The sequence below is a fragment of the Mucilaginibacter polytrichastri genome (assembly GCF_001911425.1).
Taxonomy (GTDB): Bacteria; Bacteroidota; Bacteroidia; order Sphingobacteriales; family Sphingobacteriaceae; genus Mucilaginibacter; species Mucilaginibacter polytrichastri.
Genome location: NZ_MPPL01000001.1, coordinates 1612857 through 1639192 on the forward strand (window position 1 = coordinate 1612857; position 26336 = coordinate 1639192).

A 26336-nucleotide genomic window follows, 5' to 3' on the forward strand; every position below is an offset into this window, starting at 1 on the left:
AGGATATTAAATAAAAGATTTAACTGCCTTAATAACTTCCTGGGGTGCACTTATGTGTGGGAAATGCCCCTTAGCATCCAGGTATTGCAGGGTGCTGCCATTAATATTGTGATGCAGGTATTCGGCTACTTCGCTTGGTACGGCAATGTCATGCTGCGTTTGCAGCAGCAGGGTATTTTTTTGAAATTTTGTGATCTCCTTACGTATATCAGATTCAAAGATCACCTTGGCTACAGCCAAAGCAATATCGGGCCTGATAGCCGAAAGCGTACCTGCAAAGTGTGCGCCCAGTTCGGGTTTATCGGGGTTGTCCATCGCTACAGATGAGAAACCGCTTGCCCAGGCATAATAATTGGTTGTCATAGCCTCGTACATACTATCTAAAGCAGGCTGATTAAAGCCGCCGGTATACTGCTCATGCTCATCGTTTAAATAACGTGGCGAAGCACCTACGAAAACTACTTTCGAGAAATATTTCGGGTCTTTAACAGAAGCCAGCAGCGTGATCATAGAACTTACCGAATGTGCAACAACAACGGCATCCTCCAATTCCAGATCTGCAGCTATGGCAAGCAGGTCATCGGCATAGGTATTTAATGTATTGTATTTAATGGGGCTGTAGGCATTTAGGTCGGCATTGCCGCCGCCAACGTTATCAAAAAGCACCAGGCGATAATCATCTTTAAATGCTTGTTTTACATTGTTCCATGAGGTTTGGTCGGTACCAAAGCCATTGGCAAATACAATGGTTTTAGCTGCATTAGTATTGCCTTCGATACTAATGTTATTCTTTTTTTGCAGGTTTGGGGTCATTGCGTTAAAATAAGGATCGGAGTATTTACGTTAAAAACCGAAGATAAGATTTCGGCTTTGAATAAAATGTTATCTGATTACATTATTTAATCACTTTTTATAATAATTACTGTTAAAATTAATGCCAGGCTGATCTGCGTGGTATTGTAATGTTTAATCGGTTTCGATATTTAATATTTGCTTCATCCATATGGGTATCAGCCGTCTGCGTTCTGCCATAACCCTGCCAAATTCTTCGGTATCCATAACACCCGATTTAACGAGCACATTTTTGCCCAGAAAAGGAAAGAGGATCATCCCCATCAAGTTCATCATTACATGCACGGGTTCAAAATCAAACTTCCCGGCTGCATTTAGTGCATGTACTTGTTTAGCAAACACAGAGCTTTGCGCGTTTTTTATATTAGCCACCATGGGCGACTGCATCGAAGCCGACATTACCTCGTTTACCATAAAAACCGGGAAATCGGGGTTTTGCGAAATCATATCGATGTAATGCCCAACTAAAAGATCAATTTTTTCGCCCAGCGTAGTATCGTGGTTATTTACAACCGGTTGTATCTGGTCAAAAAGCTGTTGGACGGTTTCGGTCATAATTAAATCGAACAGCTTCTCTTTACTGCGGAAATAATAATTTACCAGCGATAGGTTAATGTCTGCTTCGGCAGCAATATCACGCACGGTAGTGGCTGCAAAGCCCTTCCGGGTAAACACTGCTTTGGCTGCATCTTTAATTTTATCTTCTGTGCTGATCTCTGCCGCTGTAGTCATTGTTAAAAATATTTATGCCCAAATTTATGCAATGTAGGGGATATACATAATGTAATGATTTTAGTGTGTATCGGCAACTGCTTTTTGCCCTTTTTTAAATGGTGCCAGGTAAAGTAATGGGATAGAGCACAGCAACACAATGCCCACTATCCAATAAGCATCATCATAAGTAAGTAACATGCTTTGTTTGGTTACAATACCTTCCATGGCACTATAGGCCATTTTTGTAGCGTCTGATGCCGATTTGCCTTTGGCCATAAAGTTTTGAATAAGGCCATTAATCCGCTCGATAAAAACAGGGTTGTACTGATTAATGTGAGTTAGTAAATTGTTACGGTGTACTGCCTGGCGGATATGGATTAACGTGGTTAAACCGGCAATGCCGAACGAGCCGCCAAGTTGCCGCATCATATTGTTTAAGCCGGCTCCCTGGCCAATTTCTGCACCCGCTAAGCCACCAATAGCCAGGGTGGTTAACGGTACAAAAAGAAGCGCCATGGCAACGCCGCGAATAAGAAGCGGCCAAAAGAAATCGTGGTTGCCTGTAGCCAGGGTAGAAGTGCTAAGCCACCACGAGAAAACGAAGAACAGGAGCATGCCCACGGTAGCCATAAATTGTGCTGGTACCCCTTTGTTAAGCATAACACCTACAAATGGCATCATCACAATGGTAAATATACCTCCTGGTAAAAGTATGAGCCCAGTTTGCTGTGCCGAAAAGCCTAGCAATCCTTGTGCAAATACAGGGAAAACAAACTGCGACCCATATAAACCTAAACCCAATACAAAAGAAGTGAGCATCCCGGCCGAAAAACTGCGGTGGCGCATAATTTTGAAGTTTACAATCGGGTAATCGGTGCTTAATTCGCGCCAAATAAATAGGAGCGTACCTACTACTGCCAATACCGTAAGCACAATAATATAACCTGTAGAAAACCAATCTTCATCTTCGCCTTTTTCTAATATGGTTTGCAGGCTGCCTATAGCTACAGCAAGCAGGCCTATACCCCACCAGTCGATAGGTTTGCCACGGCCATCGCTGGGTGTTGATTGTACAAACATGTAGGTAAACGTTGCCGCTAAGGCGCCTATAGGCAGGTTTACATAAAATATCCAAGGCCATGAAAAGTTATCGGTAATGTAACCGCCGATGGTTGGGCCTATGGTAGGGCCAACTATGGCACCCAAGCCAAAGAGGGCAGTGGCTGTACCAATTTGTTCGCGCGGCCAGGTATCTAACAAAATGGCTTGTGCTGTAGAAATGAGCCCGCCGCCTGCCATGCCCTGCAAAATGCGGAAGCCAACCAATTCTGACAGGCTGTGCGCATTACCACATAAGAAAGAGGCAATTGTGAAAATTATGATGGAGGTTAAGAAGTAATTTTTACGCCCAAAAAAGCTTCCCAGCCAGCCCGACATAGGCAATATGATAACGTTTGCCACACTGTAACCTGTAACTACCCAGGCGGCATCTGTGAGGGTGGCACCGAGGTTACCTTGAATTTGAGGGATAGATACATTTACGATAGTGGTATCAATAAGCTCGAGCAATGATGCTGTGATAACTGTAATGGTGATAATCCATTTTTTGAATCCGGTTTCAGCCATGTTGTAATAATCTGAGTTGAATTAATAATTTGTCAATTGACGGGTCAAATTTATTAATCAATTGATTAAAACAAATGTTTAAAACATTTGATTGAAACAAGTTTACAATGCAATGATTTTGAGAAGACACAAAGATGAAAGGCGTTTAGAGAACGCTATTTGGATAAAGTACTTTCGGAGAAAGATTAATATAGTTTTGTGAAAGCAGGTTAGATTACAGGAAAAAAAAAGCCTGATGTATAACATCAGGCCGGTTAATTTTATTCCGGGTTATTAGTCCGAAAAGTTTTGTCTTTTTTTAAAAATCTCAGGGAGCTTAATTCTTATTTTTTAGTGTCCCTGTAATCAAGTGGAGGTTTGCGGTCTCCTATCATGGCTTTGTATTGGAAACCCGGGCCTTTAGCCTGTTCAAATTCTGCTTTGGCTTTAACAATTAAATCGTTATCTGTCAAGAGGTCTATGCCGGTAAGGGCAATGGTTTTGGCAGCCACCATCATACCTTTAATGCCAATATCTGTGCCGCCGCACGATGTTGCCTGCCAGCTGTGCGGCGGTGTGCCGGGTACCCAGGTAGCTGCGCCTAAGCCAATGGTAGGCACTGTCCAGCTTACGTCGCCAACGTCAGACGATGCAGGGCCGAAACCCGGTTTATCAGGTAAAGCCTCAACCAATGCGGCCGATTCTACAGGAGGCACCTTGTAATTGAACGAGCTTTGGATCTTTTTGGCAAATTCTACCTCTTTAGGGGTATAACTTACACCACCCACCATATCCAAATCTTTTTGCATGGCTATGGCCAGGGTTTTATTGGGGAGAATATCGTAATCGCCGTCAATCAGTTCGTACTCCATGCGGGTACCTGTACCTAGGGCAGCGCCTTTGGCGGCGTTGATCACACGGTCAAACAGTTGTTTATCTACATCGCGGTTATAATGGCGGATCATGTAGAACGATTCGGCATAATCGGGCACCACGTTGGGTGCCTTGCCGCCGTCGGTAATAATGTAATGGATGCGGGCATCAGATGGTATATGCTCACGCATCATATTTACCATATAATCCATTGATTCTACAGCGTCTAAAGCAGAGCGGCCTTTATCCGGCGCAGCCGCAGCATGTGCTGCCAGGCCATAAAACCTGAATTTGGCCGATGTTACCGCCATGGTAGTGGCATACTCTACACTGTTTTCTGACGATGGGTGCCAGTGCAGTACCACATCAACATCATTAAACAAACCGGCGCGTACCATATAAACCTTGCCGCCGCCGCCTTCTTCGGCCGGGCAGCCGTATACTTTAATGGTGCCTTTAAGGTGTTTTTCTGCCATTAGTTTTTTCATTTCGATACCCGCAGCAACCGAGGCCGTGCCAAACAGGTGGTGGCCGCAGCCATGGCCCGAGTCTTTACCTTTCAGCATTGTTTTCTGCGGAACAGAATCCTGCCCCAAACCGGGCAGGGCATCAAATTCGGCCAGGATACCGATTACCGGTTTGCCGCTGCCATAAGTTGCCACAAATGCCGTTGGGATATCGGCCACACCAGCCTGCACTTCAAAGCCGCTTTCTTTAAGTGTGTTTTGCAGCAGGGCCGAGCTTTTGTATTCTTTGTAGCCAACCTCGGCATAATCCCAGATCTGGAGGGCTACTTTTTTGTAATCGCCATATTTAGCCTGTATATCGGCCATGGCCTGCTTTTTATACTTTACTTTGTCGGCCGTTTTTTGAGCCATAGCACCGTAGTTGCCTGCCATTAGCGCGGCAAGCAATAAAATTTTAGGGGTTAATTGGGGCATAGTTTAATTGTGGTCAATTAGTGATGTTAGTTGGACACAATATATTAAAAACGACCCTAAAATCCTACAGATGATTGCTTTGCAGTTATTAAATTATTATAATCGTAAATGGCCCGCATTAAAACCTATCCAACTTTATTAATTATCATTTTTACCCTTGTTTTCTTATCAATTCGGCCGTTGATGGCTCAGGACAGGAATAGGATCAGCGGGACTGTTTTATCTGCCGAAGGCGCCATGCCTGTTGATGGTGTAACGATAGCATGGCTTAATAAAGGTATTGGATCGATAACCAATAGTGAGGGGCATTTTATTATTGTTTTAACTGCATCATATGCGGGTACAGATAGCCTCACATTTTCGTGCATCGGTTACAGCACAGAAAAGTTTAGCATTGGCACAGCCATCGGTACAAACGGCCTTGTGGTTAAGCTAAAGCCCCTAGTTGAAAACCTGAAAGAGGTTGTGGTACGCCCGCTTAGCTTAAAGCAGTTGTTGGATAGCATTACGCAGCACAATAACGAAGCTTTTGCATCGCCCATAAAAATGAATGGCTATTACCGCGAACTGGTGTTTACCAATGATAAATGCACAGAATTTTCTGATGCTATATGCGCGTACTTTTTCGACCGCGTGACCCAACCCGATGGACAGCTGAAAATTATAGCATCGCGTTGCCGTAAAGAGACTAAAGAAAACAAGGATAAGGATAATATGGAGGTTTATAAAGACTCGAAGATTAACCCTAACCAAGCCTTTAGCTATGCGATGTTAACGGGGATGATTGAAAAATATTTCCCCGAAAAAAGCCTTGCCGACTATCAATACACCATGCAGCAACAGGGTTCTGAGCAGGATTTGAAAATTGTGATCCTGCCAAAAACAGATACAGGAGAGGCGTTTTACCAATTAACCTTGATGCTGAAGGGCGACTTTACCCTGAAATCATATCGGCTTGAGATTCCGGAAAGGTTATTGGGGCAGGTTAAAGAGAAAAGTTTGCTGGGGATACACATTAAGGTGGTTAAGAATTTAATTGAGGTTAATTATTTATCAATTGCCGGGCATATTTATCCGGGCTATTATTCGGTCAGGAAATTAACCAAACTCTGGGGCAAATTTCTGGGCACAACCATTAACCAGCTAAAGGAAGAAAAAAGCGAGTTTGTTACCGGCAATGTAGTATTAAACAGCAGCGCATTTACCAAGGCAGATGTATATAAAAAAGGTAACCTGTGCAGTAACGGCACCGCTATTAATGATGACCTGCTGAAGAATTATACCATTATTAAACCAACCATGAAAGATAGTGTTGCCATTAGCGCATTAGGCAATTAACCGCTTGTTAATTAAATAGGGAGTGTGCCAAGTTGTTTGATGAGTTGTATTTGATATATTTATAATTATATGATAACAGACATTGAAGAAGAGTTGAAAATTCTGGAAAATTCTGTACGTGACATTTTAAATCTTGTACTATTCAATAAGCATGGTACAAACTGGGAGGATTTTCTAAAGATATCTCCGGATAGAGTGGAAAACTGGAAAAAGAGAAAGGATGTTGAAATCGCCAGGTTTAAGGGTGTAGCTCTTGAAACAAGACTGCTTTATTATTCTGATTTTTACGATTTGAAAAATATTATTGATAAACATTGGGATGATGGATTGGTAAATGTTTTTCAAGAAAAAAAATCAACTCTATTATTTTTGGAAGAAGCTGAAAAGTTTAGAGATCCTAATGCCCATAGAAGAGAATTGTTTGAATATCAGAAGCATCTAATAAAGGGTATATCTGGCGAATTAAGAATTAGAATCATGAAATTTCGAGGTAAAAGACAAAATCCTGACGGTTTTTTTCCAGTCATTGAAGCTGTTAAAGACAGTTTAGGAAATGGTGCTTCAAATACCGTGTATGCACAGCAAATTATAACAAATCAAATTATAAAGGTTGGTGACTCAATAGAAATAATTGGTTATTCATCAGATCCATTAGGTGGAGATATTGAGTACAGTATTGAAAGAATTGGTAAAAAGAATTGGAGTTTAGAAAACAAAAAAGTAATAAATTTCACTGTAAGCGACATTGGGAAGGCCTGTGATATTCAAGTTATGGTCAGAAGTAAACGCGATTATCATGCTTATAGTAGTTTTGACGACTATGTTGATTTTCGATATTTAGTTATTCCGTAATGATAATTTTCGCTTCCTAAATATTTCAACACATAAAAGGCCTGCAGTCTAAAAACTACAGGCCTTTCAAATTCAGGATCCTAAGACCTCGAAATATTATTAAAATTCTGTAGCAGGTACAGTAGTGGTAGTTAAAGTAACCTCTACATTACCACGGGTTGCGTTAGAGTAGGGGCAAACCTGGTGTGCTTTTTCTACTAACAGGGCTGCATCGGCTTTTTCAACGCCGGGGATGTTTACCTCTAAAGTAACTACCAGGCCAAAACCACCGGTTTCGTTTGCGCCTATGCCTACATGGGCTCTAACTGCGGTATCGGTGATGTTTAATTTGGCATTTTTAATCACCAGGTTTAATGCGCTATCAAAACAAGCGGCATAACCTGCGGCAAATAATTGCTCGGGGTTGGTGTATGCACCGCCGGTGCCGCCTAGTTCTTTCGGCATTCTAACTTCTAAATTCAAAACGTTATCAGATGATGATACGTGTCCGTTTCTGCCGCCTGTTGCGGTTGCTGCTGCGGTATAAAGTGCTTTTACTGACATGATATTTATTTATTAATTAATTGTTATTTATGGTTGTTTCTGTTTTGGTAAGCAGTTTAGTAAGGGTATCCTTAAAGGCCAGTAATTCATGGTCGCCCAAGGGGATGTGGCAGCGGAATGCATTTGGGATATGTGCTGCTTTAGTTTTTAAATCAAGGCCGGTTTGGGTTAAAGTCACCAGCACCACACGTTCGTCTCCAGCACTTCGGGTGCGTTTCAGCAATTGTTTTTCCTGCATCCTTTTCAGCAGTGGAGTAAGCGTGCCCGAATCGAGGAGTAGCTTAGCACCGATATCTTTTACAGATAATTCCCGGTGCTCCCACAATACCATCATTACCAGGTACTGCGGGTAAGTTAAATTTAATTCATCCAGAAGCGGCTGGTATACGGCTGTCATCATCCGCGATAGCGCATATAATGGGAAACAAACCTGGTTTTCTAACTTTAAAAGATCCATTGCTGAACTGATTATGGGTACAAATATATGTTGTATAAAATTAAATTGTATGCAATTTAATTAAGATGACTTTGAGGAAATAATTGATTTGGCTGGAATAGAAAAATTAGGGTAAAAAAAAGCCTGTGGCCGGAGACAACAGGCCTATTCTGCCATAGTAATGGGTATTAATGGTTACAAATCTTTACGGTCTTTCAGTGCCTTTACCATATCGTCGCTCAATTGGTCGCTGTACATGCCATAGCCATTAACCAGCGTGCCTTTGGTTGCGCCATCGATAGATGATATCGCGTAAACCACCGCTTCGTCATCCGGGTTCGATTCGCCTTCGAAACGGAAGTGCCTGTCTACTACAAAATGTTCGGGGTGTAATTTTACTTCGGTGCCGGCACAAGCAATGCAATCGCCGCCGCTTAGGTTAAAATCTTCTGTGTAGCCTTCCGCTTTTAATTTATTGATGATCTCCGAAAGTGTGGTCATTGGTTCCATAGTAGTGTGTTTGGTTATTTGCAGATAAAACCCCAAGATACAGCTTAAAATGGTTGCCACAAAAAGAGGCAGCTAAAAAGACCTGCACCATACAATTACTGTAGATGCAGACCAAAATAAGCATATCCTGTAGTTTAAGTGCCTTATTTAGAATGCTGCTATATAACAAATAATGCCTTTGATTACCAAACAAGTATGCTTTAAGGGAGGTATCTTAGTAGGGCAATTATATCTGTTGGCAAAAACATTTTCATTGCTATTACATACCTAATATTGAAAAACATGTCCGGAAAAAAGCCATGCACACCGCCCGAAAGCGAGCGCATTTCAAATGGAACGCGCCGCGATTTTATCAAAAAATCGTCGCTGATAACCGCTGTTGCCTTAGCGCCGGGTACGGTTGTTAAAGCCGCAGAAAACCAGTGGGATGAAAGGGTTGCCGGGGTGTTCGAAAAAATATCATTACACGTTGATGTTAACGGCGTTAAACATAATTTACTGGTAGAACCCCGCGTAACGCTGCTTGATCTGCTGCGCGAAGAACTGGGTTTAACCGGCACCAAAAAAGGCTGCGACCGTGGGCAATGCGGCGCTTGCACGGTGCATGTTAATGGCGTACGGGTAAACTCGTGTTTAAGCCTGGCGGTAACCAATGATGGTAAAAAGATAACCACGATAGAAGGCTTGGCCAATGGCGAAGATCTGCACCCTATGCAGGAAGCATTTATTAAGCACGATGGCTTTCAGTGCGGGTATTGCACTTCGGGGCAAATCATGTCGGCAGTGGCATTGATCAAAGAGGGGCATGCCAATTCAGAACTGGAGATCAGGGAGTTTATGAGCGGTAATATTTGCCGTTGCGGCGCTTACCCTAATATTGTAAATGCCATACAGGAAGTTAAGAACGGAGGACAGCCATCATGAACCAGTTTCAATACACCCGCCCGGCCGAAACGGGTACGGCCATTAAAGCATTAACTAAAGATGCTGAAGCGCACTTCCTGGCTGGAGGCACTAACTTAATTGACCTCATGAAAATGGGTATTGTTGTGCCGCACAAATTGGTTGATATTAACCACCTGCCTTTAAAGCAGATCCAGAAAACACAATTGGGCCTGCGCATAGGCGCATTAGCCACCAATACCGAGGTGGCCGAAAGCGCATGGGTTAAGGAAGGCTTCCCCTTACTGTCGCTGGCTATTAATGCAGGTGCATCGCCCCAGTTAAGAAACATGGCTACCGTTGGCGGCAATATGATGCAGCGTACCCGTTGCCCTTACTTTTTTGATACCACCATGCCCTGCAACAAACGTGTGCCGGGTAGCGGCTGCGGCGCATTAGCAGGTATTAACCGTATGCATGCCATTTTTGGCGCAAGCGATAAATGCATTGCCGTAAACCCAAGCGATATGAATGTAGCCCTCACCGCTTTAGATGCCATGGTGCATATCACCGGCCCTAAAGGTTTAAGAACTATAAAGTTCGCAGATTTTCACCGTTTACCGGGCGAGTACCCCGAACTGGATAATACCCTGCAAAAAGACGAGCTGATTACAGGTATCGATATCCCGGCTTCACCATTTACCAAAAATGTATACTATTTGAAGATTCGCGACAGGACTTCTTATGCCTTTGCATTGGTATCGGTTGCGGCGGCTTTACATATTGAGGGCAATACCATTAAAGATGTGCGCCTGGCGATGGGTGGAGTTGCCCACAAACCGTGGCGACTAGCTACCGCCGAAGCATTTTTGAAAGGTAAACCGGTAAGCGAAGATAGCTTTAAACAGGCGGCGCAAATTGCTATGCAGGGTGCTAAAGCTTATGAATATAACCAGTTTAAACTAAAGCTGGCACCAAATGCAATTATCCAGTCGTTGAAAATGGCTTCGGGATTAGCATCATAATTAACAGACATCTACACATTGACCAATAATAGATTATCGTCATGAAGAAAGACGCAATAGGCGATCCGTTAAACCGGGTTGACGGCAGACTAAAAGTTACAGGGCGTGCCACGTACTCTGGCGAGTACAAGGTGCCAGGCTTAACTTATGCCGTATTGGTGCCTGCAACCATTACCAGTGGTACTATAATCGCCGTGGATACTAAAGCTGCCCAAAATGCGCCGGGTGTATTGGCTGTAATTACGCCTTTTAATGCTATCAAAGTTCCTGGTTATCAGCCGGATGTAGCTAAGCCTATCAAAGGGCTAAAGCTGTTTAATGATAACATCGTTTACTTTAATGGCCAGCCCATAGCGTTGGTAGTGGCCGATACTTTTGAGCGTGCTACTTACGCGGCAAGTTTGGTTAAGGCCACTTACCAAAAACAGCCGTTTGAAACCAACTTTCACAAAAATTTAGATAAAGGCGTTACTCCGCAGAATGGTAATTATAAAGATTACGTTCGCGGCCAGGTAAATGCTTATAAAACTGCCCCGGTAATTGTGGAGCAGGAATATATCCAGCCATCAGAAATGCATAACCCGATGGAACTGCATGTTACCACCGCTTTTTGGGATGGCGATGATAAGGTTACGCTCTATACCAAATCGCAGGGTGTGGTGGGTTCACAAAAGGCTATTGCAACGGCTTTTAACCTCGATCCAAAAAACGTACAGATCAATTCGCGGTTTGTTGGCGGGGCCTTCGGTTCGTCACTGCGTACCTGGCCGCATGAGGTTGCAGCCGTACAAGCTGCCAAAATGGTAAAGCGCCCGGTTAAGCTAACCCTTACCCGCGAGCAGATGTTTACACTGGTAGGCTATCGCCCATACACTATCCAGAAAATAGGTTTGGGTGCAACACAGGATGGTAAGTTGATCGGTATTACGCATGAATCACATTCGCAATCTGCCATTTATGAGGAGTTTACCGAGAATTCTGTAAATGTGTCGCGGTTTTTATATAACAGTCAGAATGCCAACACACTATACAAAGTTGTGCCGCTTAATGTGGGCGTACCTGCCCCAATGCGCGGGCCTGGTGAAGCTACAGGTTCATTCGCACTAGAATCGGCCCTGGATGAATTATCCTACATGCTGAAACTGGACCCGATTGAATTGCGGCTAAGAAATTACGCCGATACAGACCTGGAACGTAACCTGCCATGGTCTAGTAAATATCTTAAGGAATGTTACCGGCAAGGTGCCGAGCGTATTGGCTGGGATAAACGCTCATCAACCCCCGGCACCAACCGCGATGGTGAGTGGCTGGTAGGTTATGGTATTGGTTGCGGCGCATTTGGTGCATACCGGGCGCGCACGGTGGCAAAGATTAAGTTAACGCCCGATGGTAATATAAATATCCAAAGTGCAGCCAGCGATATTGGCCCCGGTACGGCTACGGCAATGGTATTAATTGCTGCCGACACGCTGGGTTTACCTGCCGATAAAATAACCTTCGAACTCGGTAATTCTGCCTTCCCGCCGGCACCTACGCAGGGTGGTTCGGCAACGGTTTCGTCGGTTGGTTCGGCGGTGCATGATGCTTGTATTGCGCTAAAACAAAAATTGAATACACTGGCTGGAAAAGCGCCCGATAGTAATGAGCAAATTGATTACGCCGGTATCTTACAACAGCATAGTCTGCCCATGCTGGAGCTAACGCAGGAGTCAAAAAGCAACGATAATGCGCAAAAATACTCTATGTATTCTTTCTCATCGCACTTTGCGCAGGTATATGTACACCCTTTAACAGGCGTAGTAAAAGTTAAAAAGATTGTTGCCGTTGTAGATGCCGGTAAAATAGTAAACCATAAAACAGCCAGCAGCCAAATGATTGGCGGGGCAGTTGGCGGTATAGGTATGGCCATGACAGAGGAAGCCATTTTTGACGACCGTTTCGGCCGGTATGTGAATGGTAACTTTGCAGATTATCACGTACCTGTAAATGCCGACATACCACAGATCGAAGCTATTTTTATTGACAAAGCCGACCCGATCATTAACCCGGTAGGAACCAAAGGCATCGGCGAAATTTCATTAATAGGCGTAGCAGCGGCAATAGCCAATGCGGTTTATAATGCCACCGGTAAAAGGGTTAGAGAATTACCGATAACCCCGGATAAACTAATATAGCTATTGAAAGAGATAACAGACATTGTAGCTGCTTATAACCACGCAACCCAGCAGGGTAAAAAAACGGCATTGGCAACCGTTGTACTGGTAGAAGGTTCGGCATACCGCCGTGCCGGTGCACGTATGCTCATTACTGAGGACGGGCAACTTACCGGTGCCATAAGCGGCGGCTGTTTGGAGGGAGATGCTTTGCGCAAAGCCCGCCTGGTTATATTGCAGCAAGAACCTATGTTGGTTACTTATGATACCACCGATGACGATGATGCTAAACTGGGTGTAGGCCTGGGCTGCAATGGCATTATTCATATTCTGATAGAACCTATAGATGAGCATCGGCAGGATAACCCGGTTAATTTACTTAAAGCAATTACGGGCAAGCGGCAAAATGGTGTGCTGATAACCTTATTCTCTATAGAGAATCGTAAAGCCGTACAACCGGGTACATGCTTGTGCATGACGGAGGATGGGACGATTGTACGTGGTGTTGAGCATGCTGCTTTTAATCTTGTATTAATTAATGATGCCACTCAGGTATTGGAAAGCCAGCAATCGCTCATCAAAACGTATACAGACGAGATTACTTATACGGCATTTATAGGGCTTATTAAGCCCGCTATCTCATTGGTAATTATAGGCGCAGGTAATGATGCGGTACCGCTTAGCCAAATGGCCGCTGTATTGGGTTGGGATATTACCGTGATTGATGGCCGGGCTAATTATGCAATTCCCGAACGTTTTCCGTCAGCAAAGCGGGTTATAACAGCCAGACCGGAGCAGGTATTATCTCAGATAGACATTAACGAATGGACTGCCGTTGTAATGATGACGCATAATTATAACTACGAGATTGCTTTGCTAAAGGAGTTGCTACCCCTACAACCTAACTATACCGGCATCCTGGGGCCTAAAAAGAAACTGGAGCGCATGCTGGCAGAGCTGGAGGACCAGGGTATGCAGATCACAGCAGAACAACTGGAAAATCTCTACGGGCCAATTGGCCTGGATATCGGGTCGGAGGGGGCAGAAGAGATTGCCTTATCTATTTTGGCTGAGATTAAGGCCGTTTTGTCATCCCGTAAGGGTTACTCTTTGAAATATAAACCGGTGCCCATCCATGCTACCGAATTGAAACCTATCCGAAATAAATGACCGGAATAATTATACTGGCCGCAGGCGAATCCTGCCGTTTGGGTGAACCTAAACAAAATCTAATATTTCAGGGTAAAACATTATTGCAAAGGGCTATTGAAACCGCATTAAGTTCTGCATGCGAAACGGTACTGGTAGTTTTAGGCGCAAATGCCGAACTAATAAAACCTACCCTTCAGCCATATAAAGTTGAAGTTATTGTTAACGCCAATTGGACTGAAGGTATGGCGTCTTCAATACGGGCGGGAGTTGAAGCTCTTCAACGTAATGAATTGATTGAAAATGTGTTGATACTGCTTTGCGATCAGCCGTTTGTAAGTCTATCATTAATCAATAATTTACTACAAAAGCAGCAGGATACGTTAAAGCCAATTGTGGCTTGTAATTATAAAGATACTATTGGTGTTCCTGTAATATTCAATCGTTTGTTATTTACCCGTTTGCTTTTATTAAAAGGGCATGAGGGAGCGAAGAAAATGATTGCCGGTTATCCCGATGATGTGGCCACAGTTCCATTTGATTTAGGTACTGTGGATATTGATACGGTTGAAGATTATAACCGGCTGATCAGTCAGTAGCATCGAAAATGGGGGGGCGATTCGCAAAAGATATTTGAATCTGTAAAAGGGCGTGTGGGTATAAACTAGTTTTATAACAGGTTTATACCTCTTAATGCGCCCTCAGTAAATTTTAATAAGGTTAAGCGCTTTTTTATTTTCTTAAAAAACGGCTCACAACTTCAATAAACGTTTCAACCTCTCTTTGCAATCCATTAATGCCTTGTTTGTAGAAGTCTGCCACAGAGCGGTTGGTATGTGTTTTCTTTTGCCGGTAACAAAGTAATATGGCGTTATCTGTGCTCGATTGCTGAATCACGATATCATCATCATTACTCCAACCTAACAGGTCTAGTGCTTTTATTAATTCGTGGCGCTGTCTGTTAAGCACATTCAAGGCAAATGCATTGCTTTCGCTATAGGCATACGAACTCAAATTTTTGATCCGCTCCAATAACTCTTGAAGCAATCCTAACAGATGTTTGGGGTCAGGAAAATAATTCATAGATGCTGTAGATAATGTCCAACTCAAACGTTAATTATATCGTTAAAATTGTGTGGGTTTAACGCAGAGTCCTTGAGTTTGGTTTGCTTTAAAAATCCTTTTTATAAGAAGAAAATGTAGAATTCAGTATATCAGTAAGATATAAAAATAATTGCATCAAATTTACCATTGTGCAAACCCAGACATCACAATTGTCACAATTAATTGATAATATGCTGACAATGCCTTGATAGCAGTCCTTTTTTTGAAAAAATGATAAAAATGTAAATATATAATCAGTGCAACTAAAAGCCATAACTTGTACATTGTTAAAGGATATATGCTGTTGTATCTTAATTAATTATAAAATTTATAGCCTGCATTGTTATTCTCAATCAACGTATTTTTATTAAATTGGTAATAAAATTTTAGGGTACATATGATAAAGCCGCTGCTGATATACTTTGTACTATTGATATCCGTTGCTGGCGCAGCCGCTCAAGGCATTACTAATACATTACCCGCAGTATTGCTTACGCAAATAGAACAAGGTAAGCCGGATACTAACCATATTAAACTAATGGTGCAGGCAGGAAGCCTTTATTTGCATAAACCCGGCGTTGTTAAAACTGATATTGATACTGCTTTCATTTGGTTTAACCAGGCTTTACAATTGAGTAATAAGCTTAACGCTGTAAAATTTAAGAATGAGCTGTTAGCGCTAAAAGGCAACAACTATATCAAAGCCGGCGATTTGCAGCAGGCTCAACGCTGTTTTGTGGAGGTAGTTAATTATTACCAGACTAAAGGCGATAAAAAAGCGGAAGCAGCTACCTGGAGCAGGCTGGGCGATGCTATTTCGGCGGATAATAAAAAGGATATTCCATTTAAAATAAGTTGCTACACCAAAGCCGGCAAACTATATGCCCAGGCTAATGATAAAATACAGCAAATAACCGCGTTAAAAAATATCGCTGATGTACACCTGAGCGATAACAAAATAGATACGGCTGAAACAGAATTACAAAAGGTATTAGCCGGATACAAAGCCGCCGGATACAAGAAGCTCCATTACACCTATGATGGGCTTGGTGCCATAAGCAGGGCCAAAGCCGATTTACATAAAGAACTTTATTACCGCATGGAGGCCGTAAAAAGTATGGATGCAACAGCGGATACCGCCATGGCCGATTACTTTTATGCCAAGCTGGCCCTTGTATACTCAGACCTGAGTATGTATAAACAAAGTGTTCCGTGGATCACTAAATCACTGGCCATACTAGAGGCCAGAAAACATTATGAAGATTACTACGGCGATTTAAGTTTGCTGATCTACGACCTGATACAGGAGGATAAGGCCGCCGAGGCTATTGCTTTTTTAAATAAAACCATGCGCGATGTGCCACCCATAAATGAGGCACAAAAGGTAGACCTGTATGAGGCTTTTGGCAATTGCTATACCGCCATGAAACAGTATGCAAAGGCCGAAAAATATTATCTCGCCATGATGCAAACCTACAAGCTCACTAATTTTAACAAAGCATTTTATACCACCAATGCCCAAATGGTGCTCGATTTTGTGCATTATAATGAAACCATGGGCGGCTTTTATGTGCTTACCAGGCAATATGCAAAAGCTGGCTACTACTTTAATAAGATCTTACTTTTACCCCGGGATGCTGTACGGCCGGTTACTTTAAGTAAAATTCACAGGCTGCAGTTCCAGGTAGATTCTGCTTCGGGTAATTTTGTGCAGGCCATTAATCATTTCGAGACCCATAAAAACATTAACGATTCGCTGTATAATGTTACCAAAAGTAAACAGGTAGCAGACCTGCAAATTAAATACGAAACCACCCAAAAAGAACAATCTATTAAACTGCTGCAAAGCCAGGGCAAAAGCCAGCAGGCCGAACTACAGAAACTTAATTTACAGCGTAATATTACTTTTGGCGGGGTAGGGATGCTTTTCATAATTGCTGGTTTGGCTTATAATGGTTACCGCCAAAAACAGCGCAGCAACCTTAAACTGCAGGCCAAACAAAGTGAAATTAATAAGCAAAATCAATCATTACAATTGCTATTAATTGATAAGGACAAGCTGCTTAATGATAAAGACTGGTTGTTAAAAGAGGTGCACCACCGGGTAAAAAATAACCTGCAAATTGTAATGAGTTTGCTCAATACACAATCGGCCTATTTAAAAAGTAATGATGCCATTACCGCCATACGCGAAAGCCAGAACAGGGTACAGGCCATCTCTTTGATCCATCAAAAATTATATAGTACTTCTAATGTGTCAAGTATTAATATGGCGGTTTACATTGCAGATCTGGTTAGTTATCTGCGCAGCTGTTACAATACCGGCGATAACGACATTAGGTTTGATTTGCAGGTAGAGCCTGTACGCCTGGATGTTTCCCAGGCCATCCCCGCAGGGTTGATATTGAACGAGGCCATTAACAATGCAATTAAATATGCTTTCCCCGAAGCAAAGGGTGGCATTGTAAACATTAATCTTCGGCAAATGAGCGAAATGTCATTACAGCTGAGTATTGTTGATAATGGTATTGGTTTACCCGATAATTTCGACGTCAGAAAATCGGCTTCATTGGGTATGGAAATGATGAAAGCATTAAGTAAACAGCTTGGCGGCGAATTTACAATGAGAAATGAAAATGGGGTGCTGATCTCAATTAATTTCCAGATAGAAAAAGTACTTATAGGCAATAATACAGAAGCTATTTATAACTAATAGTTCAGCATATAGCAGTAAAGTTTCGTCTCCGAAATCCATCTCAGGCAAAATTTTCGGCTAAACGTATAATTATATAGAGCGACGGTAGCTAACTGGCCAATAATGTAGCTGATGGAATTATAAACCTGTTTTTCTTAAAATCAGAGAAACTGGTGCCTGTGGTATTCTTAAAAAATTTGCTAAAGTGCGCCAGGTCAAAAAACCCCAGATCATAGGCAACTTCTTTCATTCCTATATCAGAACTAGCTGCTTTTCTCTTGGCTTCCAATGCCACGCGCTGCCTGATGTGATACCCTGCCGGGTAACCAGTAATTTTTTTAATCACTTCATTAAGGTAGTTGGGGGTCACAGCCAGGCGGTCGGCATAGTCGGCTACCATTTTTTGGTTTCTAAAGTTTTGCTCAAGTAATGATATAAAGTTTTGCAATAGATCAATATTGCGCGATTGCCTTGCAGCAGGCTGGGGCTCTGCAAATTGGCGGCTCAAATAAATGAGAAATATTTTGAAATAGCGTCTTAGCATTTCGGTGCGGTATAAATTGAGGTCGTTATACTCTTTTATAATTTGCCTGGTAATGTCCTGCATCTCGGCCAACGCTTCATTATTTAGTGAAATAGCCTGGTTGGTAAACATTTGCGAAAGGCTGCGAAGTAATGATTCAGAATCATGATCTTCTATTCCCAAAAACGATTTACAGAATGAAAAAATGTAGCCCTCTCTGGCATTATCTAGTTGTACGTTATCAAACTGCCCTGGTTTTACAAACAGCAGGCAATTATTATCCAGATTAAAATTATGAGTATGTTTTAAATAGTTACCTGCACCCTTAATTACCCAAACAATAGAAAAACTGTTATTAAGGCCATTTAAACTATCAACCTGCTTATTGTTGTGGACTGATTGTAGTGTATGCAGGCTGAAAGTGTTATCACTGGTTAAACATTTGCCTGTTGGGCCCGAAAAATTTTGAAGATGTTTCATGTTGTTCAGATTTGGTTGTATGCATGCCATCTTAATCTAAATTCGTGCCTTATGTTTAATTATCTGATATTCAGTTATTTATTTGTGTGTTTAGAGGTTTAAAATGACGATATATCATTGATTTATAATATCAATACGAAATGTCGTACATTTAAATACATCGGATACGCTTAATTTCGTCTACCATCTATGCCTTATTACCATTGTTATGAAAAGCAAACTAATTAAGGAAGGGAACCCGTATCTGCGGCAGCAAATAAAAAAAGTACTAAACGAGGGCGACATGGTAGGCCATAATGGCGGGCTAAAAGATGTTGCGTACCTTATATCAAGAGTAGCCGATACTGATACTACTGTTTTGATACTTGGCGAAACCGGCACCGGGAAAGAATTGGTGGCAAAGGCGTTGCATAATTCATCGCCGCGTAAGGATAAGCTTATGATTAGGGTAAACTGTGCCGCCTTGCCTGCAACCCTTATTGAGAGCGAGCTGTTTGGACACGAAAAAGGCAGTTTTACCGGTGCCACAGAACGCCGCATAGGCAAATTTGAACTGGCCAATAACAGCACACTGTTTTTAGATGAAATTGGCGAACTGGCACTCGAGCTGCAGGTTAAATTATTAAGGGCCTTACAGGAAAAAGAAATTGAGCGCATTGGCGGCAAAACAGTGGTGAAAGTTAACGTGCGCATTATAGCTGCCACCAACCGCGACTTGCTGCAAGAGGTACAAGCAGGCAGGTTTCGCAGCGATTTATATTACCGTTTAAATGTTTTCCCAATATCGATGCCTGCATTGCGTGATCGTGCAGAAGATATCCCGGTTTTGGTTGCTCATTTTATTAATAAACTAGCCCAAAAGTTAGATAAAAAAATAACCGGTATTGCCCCTGAAGAGTTAAACAAGCTTAAGCTGTACAACTGGCCCGGCAACGTGCGCGAATTGGAGCACGTGATGGAGCGTAGCGCCATTATGGCGACTGACTACACCATTAGAGAAATATTTTTACCAGATGGCAACCGGAAGGCTATGGCTAACCCTGCCATGCAGGAGTTTAAAACCAAATCGTTAGAAGACAGCGAGCGCGACCATATTAGAGCTGTTTTAACCAAATGTGGTGGAAAAGTAAAGGGTGCCGGTGGCGCGGCCGAGTTATTAGGTGTACCACCTACAACACTCCATTCTAAAATGAAAAAACTCGGCATAACTAAAGATACTTATTGATTGCTATTTCGCCTGGATTGAAATAGATAAATTATACATCATTAGCCATAACGCGTACATTTTATTGTGTAAGTATTTATGTAATTTTCAAGCCTGATAACCGGTTATCTGAAAATTAATTATGCCACCATAAATGGCTAACCTGCTCCCATATTTATGGAAAAAAAAATACTGATTGTAGAAGATGAGTCGTTGATTGCCTACGATCTTAAATTGATATTAACGAGAGCAGGGTATAAAGTTTGCGGCATAGCAGATTCTGTAAAAGAAGCGCTGGAGATTATTGAAGAAGAATTACCTGATTTGGTGCTGCTGGATATTTTTTTGAAAGGCCCGTTAAATGGGATCGATCTGGCTAAGAAACTGACAGATAAAAACATTGCATTTGTATACCTGTCGGCCAATTTTCAGGAAAGTATTTTAGAGAAGGCTAGAGAAACGCAGCCCTACGGTTTTATGCTTAAGCCATTCAGGGAAAAAGAATTGCTGATCACACTGGATGTTGCATTTTACCGGCATCAAAACAGCATCGAATCCAAACTACGGCAAGAGCAGCTTTTGGAGACTGTTTTTAAAAATATTGTTAATGAACCCGGTACCTGGGAGCAGAAACTGCTTAAAATTGCCGTAAACCTTCAGCCCTATATCCCGTTTGATTACCTTACGGTTATATCCTATCATACAGGGCAGCAGTTTAATAACGGTATTTCGTTTTTAAGAACCGGGTTTAATGAATACCAGGTAATAAGCACAGCCAGCCTTGCAGATATGGCCGGCCTAACCGGTGATGAGCTTAAGGCACTGCAACAGAAAAGCCCGCCAAGTACACAGATAGAATTTTTTAATGCAGCCGGACTTAAAGCAATGTTAAACCACTATCCTGTAAAAAAGATCATTGTAAATAATTTAAAGCAGCAATCGTTTTTAAACCTGCCATTGCTGGTTTCGGGTGGTTTAATTGTATCGTTTTCTTTTTACAGTCGTAAGGATAATTGTTATTCTCCAGATCATTTAAACCTCATTAGCCGGTTACAGCGGTCGTTAGCTAACGCCATTGCCATTATTATACCCGAGGAGCAATTGAATACCTCATTGCGAAAAATAGAACCGCACGAAACAGAACAGGTTAACGGCAATAATAAAACTGCTGCTTTTACGGGCATTATTGCCAAAAGCCACCAAATGTTAACCATACTAGATCATGTTTCTATCGTAGCGCCCTTAGATACATCTGTGCTTATTTTGGGTGAAAGTGGTACCGGTAAGGAGCAAATAGCCAAAAGCATCCACCAGTTATCGCTACGAAAACATAAACCTTTAGTTGTTATTAATTGTGCCGCACTGCCTGCCAGTTTAATAGAATCTGAGTTGTTTGGCTTTGAAAAAGGAGCCTTTACCGGCGCAATAGAAAAGCGGATCGGTAAGTTTGAAATGGCAGACCAGGGCACCATATTTTTAGACGAAATAGGTGAAATGCCGGCAGAGCTCCAGGTAAAACTACTTAGGGTATTGCAAGAACAGGAAATTGAACGGATAGGCGGCAGGGGTATAATTAAAATTAATGTACGCATTATTGCCGCCACCAACCGCAACCTCGAAAAAGAGGTAGAGGAAGGTCGTTTCAGGCTGGATCTGTATTACCGTTTATGTGTATTTCCTGTTTCTATACCGCCATTGCGTGAGCGAAAGGAGGATATCCCATTATTGGTACAGCACTTTATAAATAAATTTGCTCTAAAGATTTCAAAAAGAATAACCGGCCTGTCAACAGATGCCCTTAATCAGTTACTTGCATATACCTGGCCGGGCAATGTAAGGGAGCTGGAGCATTTGATAGAGCGCAGCATACTGCTAACTGATGGCAATATTATTAAAGAAGTACAGCTGCCGCGTTTTAATAGTTTAATGATGGTCAATGATGCTACCATCGCCCTGGACGATGCTGTAATTAAAACAATAGATGAAAATGCCCGCGACCATATTGTTAATGTTTTAAAAAGTTGCAATGGTAAAATAAATGGAGAAAACGGTGCCGCCGAAATACTGGGCCTTAAGCCATCAACCCTGCACTCCAAACTTAAAAAGCTGGGTATTAAACGTAATGACCGTTATTAGTAATTATTGGCCATTATATCATTGTCCATTTCTTCCTTTTTCAATTTTATTTAGCTAGGGGCACAATACTTTGTGTCTCTTTTTTTATTTCAAGTAATACGAATCATCAAATAGATGATTTGTACGATGGAAACCTTAATTGATACATTGATATCACACCATTTCCGGATGAACTTTACATCAGTTAAAAACATAGATTGTAATGTAATATTCAAACTAGCGGAAAATGAAAAAAATCAGCTGTTTCTCAATACTTGCTTTCATAAGCATTATCGTTATTGTTTCTGCAGGCTTAAGCTTTAATTATCTGTTGCTAAACGTTCCAGATCTGTCTGAAACAGGTTTCGTTATGCTACAAGTATTAGTGGCCGTTAAATACGCAGCAGGCATCATTATATTAATGCCCGTAAAAGTTAACCAGCTGGCGCTCGGTTTCTTAATGGCTGATCTTTTTACCGGGATACTGAGCACGTTTCTACCATCACTACTCACAATTACCGTCCCGATCATTATTACGCAGATTACACTATTAGTGATATATAAAGGCCCGGCGGGCAGTTACCTGCTTAACCTAAACACGTATAAAATACCACAATTTAAAAACGAACTACTTACTGGAGGGCTGTGATTATGCAAGAAAAATGGTTATCAAACAAAAAACAAGGTCAGGCTACGATCAACAAGTCTGGCATTTTACCCGAATACACAGGTGAGGGTACCTATGTTGGGTATTGGAAATTGATGCTCGGCGCAAACAAGCTAACTTTCTGCTCGCGGGTGCGCAAAATGCTCGAACTCTCGCGTACCAAAGAAAGTGGACTGTGGGCTATCCTGAAATTAATGCCACCTGCCCAACGCCGAAGCATTATTTTTGAAGTACAACAAGCTTGCCTAAATGGCGCTAACTTTGAAAAACAGGTTAAATTAACAACGCCCAAGGGCAAAGTAAAATGGATTCGTATAACAGGCATCCTATATTATCGCAGGTGGGGCAAAGCCGAGCAAATGATTGGCTCTATTGAAGACATGACCCAAAAAGTTATTGAAGAGAGCATGAGCCTCGCTATTGTGAACCATGAGTTACGCACACCCTTAACCATTATTAAACTGAATGTACAGATGCTGATTAACCAGTTTGCGGGTACTTTAAACAAATACCCTATAAAAGTACTCAACAACGTTGATCTGCACATAGATAGTATGACTCAGATTATGGAAGAGTACCTTAACTCACCGCAAGACGATCAGCGGATGAAGCAACTCAACCTTACTGTGTTTGATATTCAGGAACTGATAGATGTTGTGATAGGGGAGATGAAAACCATCCACCCGAGTTACCGGTTTTATAAGGATTCGTCCGAACCTGTGTTTGTAAAGGCAGATAAGTACCAGATTATCCAGGTGCTGATCAATTACATTACCAATGCCGTTAATTTTTCACCCGCTTGCTCGCATATCAGGATCAGAACTTTGTTTGTTGACAACCAGATCGAAATATCGGTACACGACCAGGGAATAGGCATCCCTAATGGGCAGGAGCAGCAATTATTCCAGAAATACTACCGCTGCGATCAAAAAGCAGTACGCCAAAAAAACAGCAAGGGTCTGGGTCTTTATGTGGTGAAAAAAATCATCCAGGAGCATGAAGGTTTTGTAAGGGCAGAGCGCGGTTGCGAAGGCGGTTCTGTATTCTACTTTACACTGCCCATTTTTGAAGAAAAGAAGCTGGCAAATTCGGGATACTAAAACAAAAAGGAGCACTATCGCTCCTTTTTTGTTTTAACCAAGCTGCATTAACGCAGCATTATATTTAATATTTAGCCGCTTGCCCCGGCTTAGGCAATGATTCTTTAATAAAGGTACGCAGGTTTTCTGTGGCGGTAGCAAGGTCGTTTTTGCGCAGGTAAAGCATGTGCCCGCTTTTGTAACCTTCCCATTTAAGGCGGCCTTTTAAACGGCCGCTTGGGTCTAGCTGCCATAGGCTGTATTTGGCGTTAAAGTAATCGCAGGCACCATCATAATAGCCAGATTGGATTAGCAGGTGCAGGTATGGGTTTTCTGCAATGGCTTGGCGCAGGTTTTCGCCGGTATGGTTGTTCTTATCGTCCCATGGCCAAACAGAACCAAACATGTTATATTTTAAGTCGGTTTTATACTTTAACTCGTCGCGCAGGTAAATATTAATGGCAGGGGTAAACTCATGCAGCCAGCTGGTTAGCTCAGCATTATAATCGGGGCTTGTGCCGCCCGCCTGGCGGTCAATGCCTTTATAGCGCGAGTCTAAACGCCCAACTGTAAATCCTTTGTCGCGCAGCAGTTCTTTCCAAAACAGCTCGTATGATACATCGAGGTTGCTTTCATTCACTACCTTTTCATTCAACCCACTGTATCGGGCTATTTTAGTCGCTATTTTTTTGCGGGTGGCATCATCAATAAAACCACCGCGAGACATGGCCGGAATCAGTTCATTAATCGTAAAATCTTCTACCTCGGGCAACACATCAGTCAGGTCTTTCTTTTGCAGATCGGCAGGCAGCATACCATGAAACCAGGCCGTGGCTGTAAAATAAGGTAATTTTAATGCCGATTGCACCGGGCCGCTGCGTTCAATGCCCAAATCGGTTGGCGATACCAGTATCACGCCGTTTAAATACATCCATTGTGCATCCTGTAATTCTAAGGCCAAACCAGATACGCGGGTGGTACCATAGCTTTCGCCGATTAAAAATTTAGGCGAAGCCCAGCGGTCTTTACGGGTTACAAAGGTATTGATCCACTCGGCCAGGTATTTGATATCCTGGTTTACGCCAAAAAATTGGGCGGTTGCAATATCCTTGCTAACCGGGCGCGAGTAGCCTGTATTAACCGGGTCTACATACACAATATCGGCAACATCTAATATCGAATTAGGGTTTTCCCTGATGCCATAAGGCTGAATAGGATAGCCTTCATCATCGGCATTGAGTAAGCGCGGGCCGGTATAACCCAGCTCCATCCAAACAGATGGTGTACCGGGGCCACCATTAAAAGAGATCACTAATGGGCGCGAAGAACGGTCGGCTATGCCATCGCGTTCGTAAAAAGTATAAAATACACCTGCCGCCGGGCGGCCCTCTTCATCCCAGATAGGCATGGTGCCGGTAGTGGCAGTGTAAGCAATTTTCTGACCCTTAATGGTTACCTCGTGATGGGTAACCACTGAGGAATCAGTAGCCAGGATGCGGCTTTTCGATATGGGCATGGTGTTTTTTCCAGCGGGATTAGCTGGCGGGCCATTTTGTGCTACAGATTGCAATGCAATACCGCAAGTAAGTGTTAACAGGGCTAAATATTTATTCATGAAGTGGGGTTGTTGATGCGCTAAGATACTATTTCATTGCTTCTACTTATATTTTATATTAAAGGATGTATTGTATGAAGAAGCATAATTTGCATTGCAGAATTCTTTTTAAAATATTTTACAAAGTGTTATATACATCTTAAATTTTTTTAAATTAGTCCAAGTTTATAACTAATTGCAAATCAATATGCGTTATTTTTTGATCGCCACTTTCCTGGTCTTTTTTAATGTCGTCCAGGCACAGCAACCCCATACGCCAGCATTTAATGCTCATGATATTTCTATCAGCTGGCAGGCTGTTCAAAATGATTACCAGGGCAAGCCGCAATCATTAAATGCTTTAGTGATAACTAACCATGGGCATGCTGCATTACCGGCTACCGGCTGGAAGTTGTATTTTAACTCGGCCCGTGGTATTGCAGAGCAAACGGTAAGTAATAACGCTAAAATTGAGATCGTAAACGGTGATCTGTTTACAATAACCCCAAACGGTAGCTTTGCAGGCATTAAGGAAGGCGATAGTACCCGTATAGACTTTATAGGTAAAGAGCCGGTGATTAACCTTTCGGACTCACCCGAAGGTTTTTACGTGGTTTGGGATACACAGCCAGAAAAAGGCTATCCAATTGGTAGTTTTACCAGCAAGCCATTTAAACCTAACTATGTTGGTTTGTACACCCCGGCGGTAATTTATCAACAAAATAAAATTATTCAGGATGTTGCTTCGGCCAAATTAACCAAGGTTTTCCCAACCCCGGTTGATTACCAGGAAACAGCAGGTGCTTTTACAATTGACGACAAGACCGGGATTACTGCCGATGCCGCATTTAAAAATGAAGCAGGTTATTTATCGGCCGAATTATTAGGACTGGGCATTAAGGTTAGTGCGCAAAAAGCAGCCCGTAGCATCAGCCTTAAAATGGTTCCAAACCTGGGCGATGAAGGTTATGGCTTGAGTATCACACCACAAAATATCACTGT

At 42.3% G+C, this 26336-nt stretch carries 23 protein-coding genes; 13 read left to right on the forward strand and 10 right to left on the reverse strand.

What is annotated here, in order from left to right; all coding sequences use genetic code 11:
* Positions 1-6 precede the first annotated feature (6 nt).
* The 4 genes from RG47T_RS06970 to RG47T_RS06985 form a co-directional block, all read right to left on the reverse strand.
* Positions 7-813 carry an alpha/beta fold hydrolase gene (locus RG47T_RS06970; RefSeq protein ID WP_074488752.1) on the reverse strand — a complete coding sequence of 269 codons (807 nt, stop codon included), beginning with the start codon at positions 811-813 and terminating at the stop codon, positions 7-9.
* Between the two features lie 153 nt (positions 814-966).
* Positions 967-1584, reverse strand: coding sequence for a TetR/AcrR family transcriptional regulator (locus RG47T_RS06975; RefSeq protein ID WP_074488753.1), 618 nt, complete (start codon positions 1582-1584; stop codon positions 967-969).
* 60 nt (positions 1585-1644) lie between these two features.
* Positions 1645-3192, reverse strand: a complete 1548-nt coding sequence (locus tag RG47T_RS06980) for a DHA2 family efflux MFS transporter permease subunit (RefSeq protein WP_074488754.1) — start codon at positions 3190-3192, stop codon at positions 1645-1647.
* Positions 3193-3515: 323 nt separating this feature from the next.
* A complete protein-coding gene (locus tag RG47T_RS06985) occupies positions 3516-4985 on the reverse strand; it encodes an amidohydrolase (protein WP_083627321.1) in 1470 nt (489 codons plus the stop codon).
* A 108-nt stretch (positions 4986-5093) separates the two neighbouring features.
* Here RG47T_RS06985 and RG47T_RS06990 point away from each other — a divergent pair, with 108 nt between their 5' ends.
* A complete protein-coding gene (locus tag RG47T_RS06990; protein WP_074488755.1) occupies positions 5094-6323 on the forward strand; it encodes a carboxypeptidase-like regulatory domain-containing protein in 1230 nt (409 codons plus the stop codon).
* 69 nt (positions 6324-6392) lie between these two features.
* The gene (locus tag RG47T_RS06995) at positions 6393-7175 is read left to right on the forward strand and encodes a hypothetical protein (protein ID WP_074488756.1); all 783 of its coding nucleotides are present in this window, start codon (positions 6393-6395) and stop codon (positions 7173-7175) included.
* A gap of 99 nt (positions 7176-7274) precedes the next feature.
* Here RG47T_RS06995 and RG47T_RS07000 read toward each other — a convergent pair whose 3' ends face one another.
* From RG47T_RS07000 to RG47T_RS07010, 3 genes are all read right to left on the reverse strand, one after another.
* Positions 7275-7718: an organic hydroperoxide resistance protein gene (locus RG47T_RS07000; RefSeq protein ID WP_074488757.1), complete on the reverse strand. Its 444-nt coding sequence runs from the start codon at positions 7716-7718 to the stop codon at positions 7275-7277.
* A gap of 16 nt (positions 7719-7734) precedes the next feature.
* Positions 7735-8175, reverse strand: a complete 441-nt coding sequence (locus tag RG47T_RS07005; RefSeq protein WP_074488758.1) for a MarR family winged helix-turn-helix transcriptional regulator — start codon at positions 8173-8175, stop codon at positions 7735-7737.
* 174 nt (positions 8176-8349) lie between these two features.
* Complete coding sequence (locus RG47T_RS07010) at positions 8350-8664, reverse strand: phosphoribosylpyrophosphate synthetase (protein ID WP_074488759.1); 315 nt, start codon at positions 8662-8664, stop codon at positions 8350-8352.
* 282 nt (positions 8665-8946) lie between these two features.
* On the opposite strand from RG47T_RS07010, the gene RG47T_RS07015 reads away from it, so the two are divergent.
* Genes RG47T_RS07015 through RG47T_RS07035 form a run of 5 tightly spaced genes read left to right on the forward strand, consistent with a single transcriptional unit; the run spans position 8947 to position 14472 of the window.
* Complete coding sequence (locus RG47T_RS07015; RefSeq protein WP_074488760.1) at positions 8947-9588, forward strand: (2Fe-2S)-binding protein; 642 nt, start codon at positions 8947-8949, stop codon at positions 9586-9588.
* Positions 9585-10571: an FAD binding domain-containing protein gene (locus RG47T_RS07020; RefSeq protein WP_074488761.1), complete on the forward strand. Its 987-nt coding sequence runs from the start codon at positions 9585-9587 to the stop codon at positions 10569-10571. Before RG47T_RS07015 ends, RG47T_RS07020 begins: the two co-directional genes overlap by 4 nt.
* Positions 10572-10612: 41 nt before the next feature.
* Positions 10613-12745: a xanthine dehydrogenase family protein molybdopterin-binding subunit gene (locus RG47T_RS07025; protein WP_074488762.1), complete on the forward strand. Its 2133-nt coding sequence runs from the start codon at positions 10613-10615 to the stop codon at positions 12743-12745.
* 3 nt (positions 12746-12748) lie between these two features.
* Positions 12749-13894, forward strand: coding sequence for an XdhC family protein (locus RG47T_RS07030; RefSeq protein WP_074488763.1), 1146 nt, complete (start codon positions 12749-12751; stop codon positions 13892-13894).
* Positions 13891-14472 carry a nucleotidyltransferase family protein gene (locus RG47T_RS07035; protein WP_074488764.1) on the forward strand — a complete coding sequence of 194 codons (582 nt, stop codon included), beginning with the start codon at positions 13891-13893 and terminating at the stop codon, positions 14470-14472. Before RG47T_RS07030 ends, RG47T_RS07035 begins: the two co-directional genes overlap by 4 nt.
* Positions 14473-14605: 133 nt before the next feature.
* Here the strand turns inward: RG47T_RS07035 and RG47T_RS07040 are convergent, their stop codons facing one another.
* Positions 14606-14956 carry a hypothetical protein gene (locus RG47T_RS07040; RefSeq protein ID WP_074488765.1) on the reverse strand — a complete coding sequence of 117 codons (351 nt, stop codon included), beginning with the start codon at positions 14954-14956 and terminating at the stop codon, positions 14606-14608.
* Positions 14957-15374: 418 nt separating this feature from the next.
* Here RG47T_RS07040 and RG47T_RS07045 point away from each other — a divergent pair, with 418 nt between their 5' ends.
* The gene (locus RG47T_RS07045; RefSeq protein WP_074488766.1) at positions 15375-17690 is read left to right on the forward strand and encodes a tetratricopeptide repeat-containing sensor histidine kinase; all 2316 of its coding nucleotides are present in this window, start codon (positions 15375-15377) and stop codon (positions 17688-17690) included.
* Positions 17691-17781: 91 nt separating this feature from the next.
* On the opposite strand, the gene RG47T_RS07050 is transcribed toward RG47T_RS07045, so the two are convergent.
* On the reverse strand, positions 17782-18675 hold the full coding sequence (locus RG47T_RS07050) for a helix-turn-helix transcriptional regulator (RefSeq protein WP_074488767.1): 894 nt from the start codon (positions 18673-18675) through the stop codon (positions 17782-17784).
* Positions 18676-18883: 208 nt separating this feature from the next.
* Between RG47T_RS07050 and RG47T_RS07055 the strand changes: the two genes are divergently transcribed.
* The 4 genes from RG47T_RS07055 (at position 18884) to RG47T_RS07070 (ending at position 23761) form a co-directional block, all read left to right on the forward strand.
* Positions 18884-19900: a sigma-54 interaction domain-containing protein gene (locus RG47T_RS07055; RefSeq protein WP_074488768.1), complete on the forward strand. Its 1017-nt coding sequence runs from the start codon at positions 18884-18886 to the stop codon at positions 19898-19900.
* 156 nt (positions 19901-20056) lie between these two features.
* On the forward strand, positions 20057-22015 hold the full coding sequence (locus RG47T_RS07060; protein ID WP_074488769.1) for a sigma 54-interacting transcriptional regulator: 1959 nt from the start codon (positions 20057-20059) through the stop codon (positions 22013-22015).
* A 226-nt stretch (positions 22016-22241) separates the two neighbouring features.
* Positions 22242-22643 carry a hypothetical protein gene (locus tag RG47T_RS07065; protein WP_074488770.1) on the forward strand — a complete coding sequence of 134 codons (402 nt, stop codon included), beginning with the start codon at positions 22242-22244 and terminating at the stop codon, positions 22641-22643.
* A 2-nt stretch (positions 22644-22645) separates the two neighbouring features.
* Positions 22646-23761 (forward strand): sensor histidine kinase, encoded by a 1116-nt coding sequence (locus RG47T_RS07070; protein WP_074488771.1) that lies wholly within the window; start codon positions 22646-22648, stop codon positions 23759-23761.
* Positions 23762-23825: 64 nt separating this feature from the next.
* Here RG47T_RS07070 and RG47T_RS07075 read toward each other — a convergent pair whose 3' ends face one another.
* On the reverse strand, positions 23826-25355 hold the full coding sequence (locus RG47T_RS07075; RefSeq protein ID WP_074488772.1) for a S10 family peptidase: 1530 nt from the start codon (positions 25353-25355) through the stop codon (positions 23826-23828).
* Positions 25356-25542: 187 nt separating this feature from the next.
* Between RG47T_RS07075 and RG47T_RS25665 the strand changes: the two genes are divergently transcribed.
* On the forward strand, positions 25543-26336 hold a 794-nt coding region (locus RG47T_RS25665), incomplete at its 3' end, for a carbohydate-binding domain-containing protein (protein ID WP_216351022.1).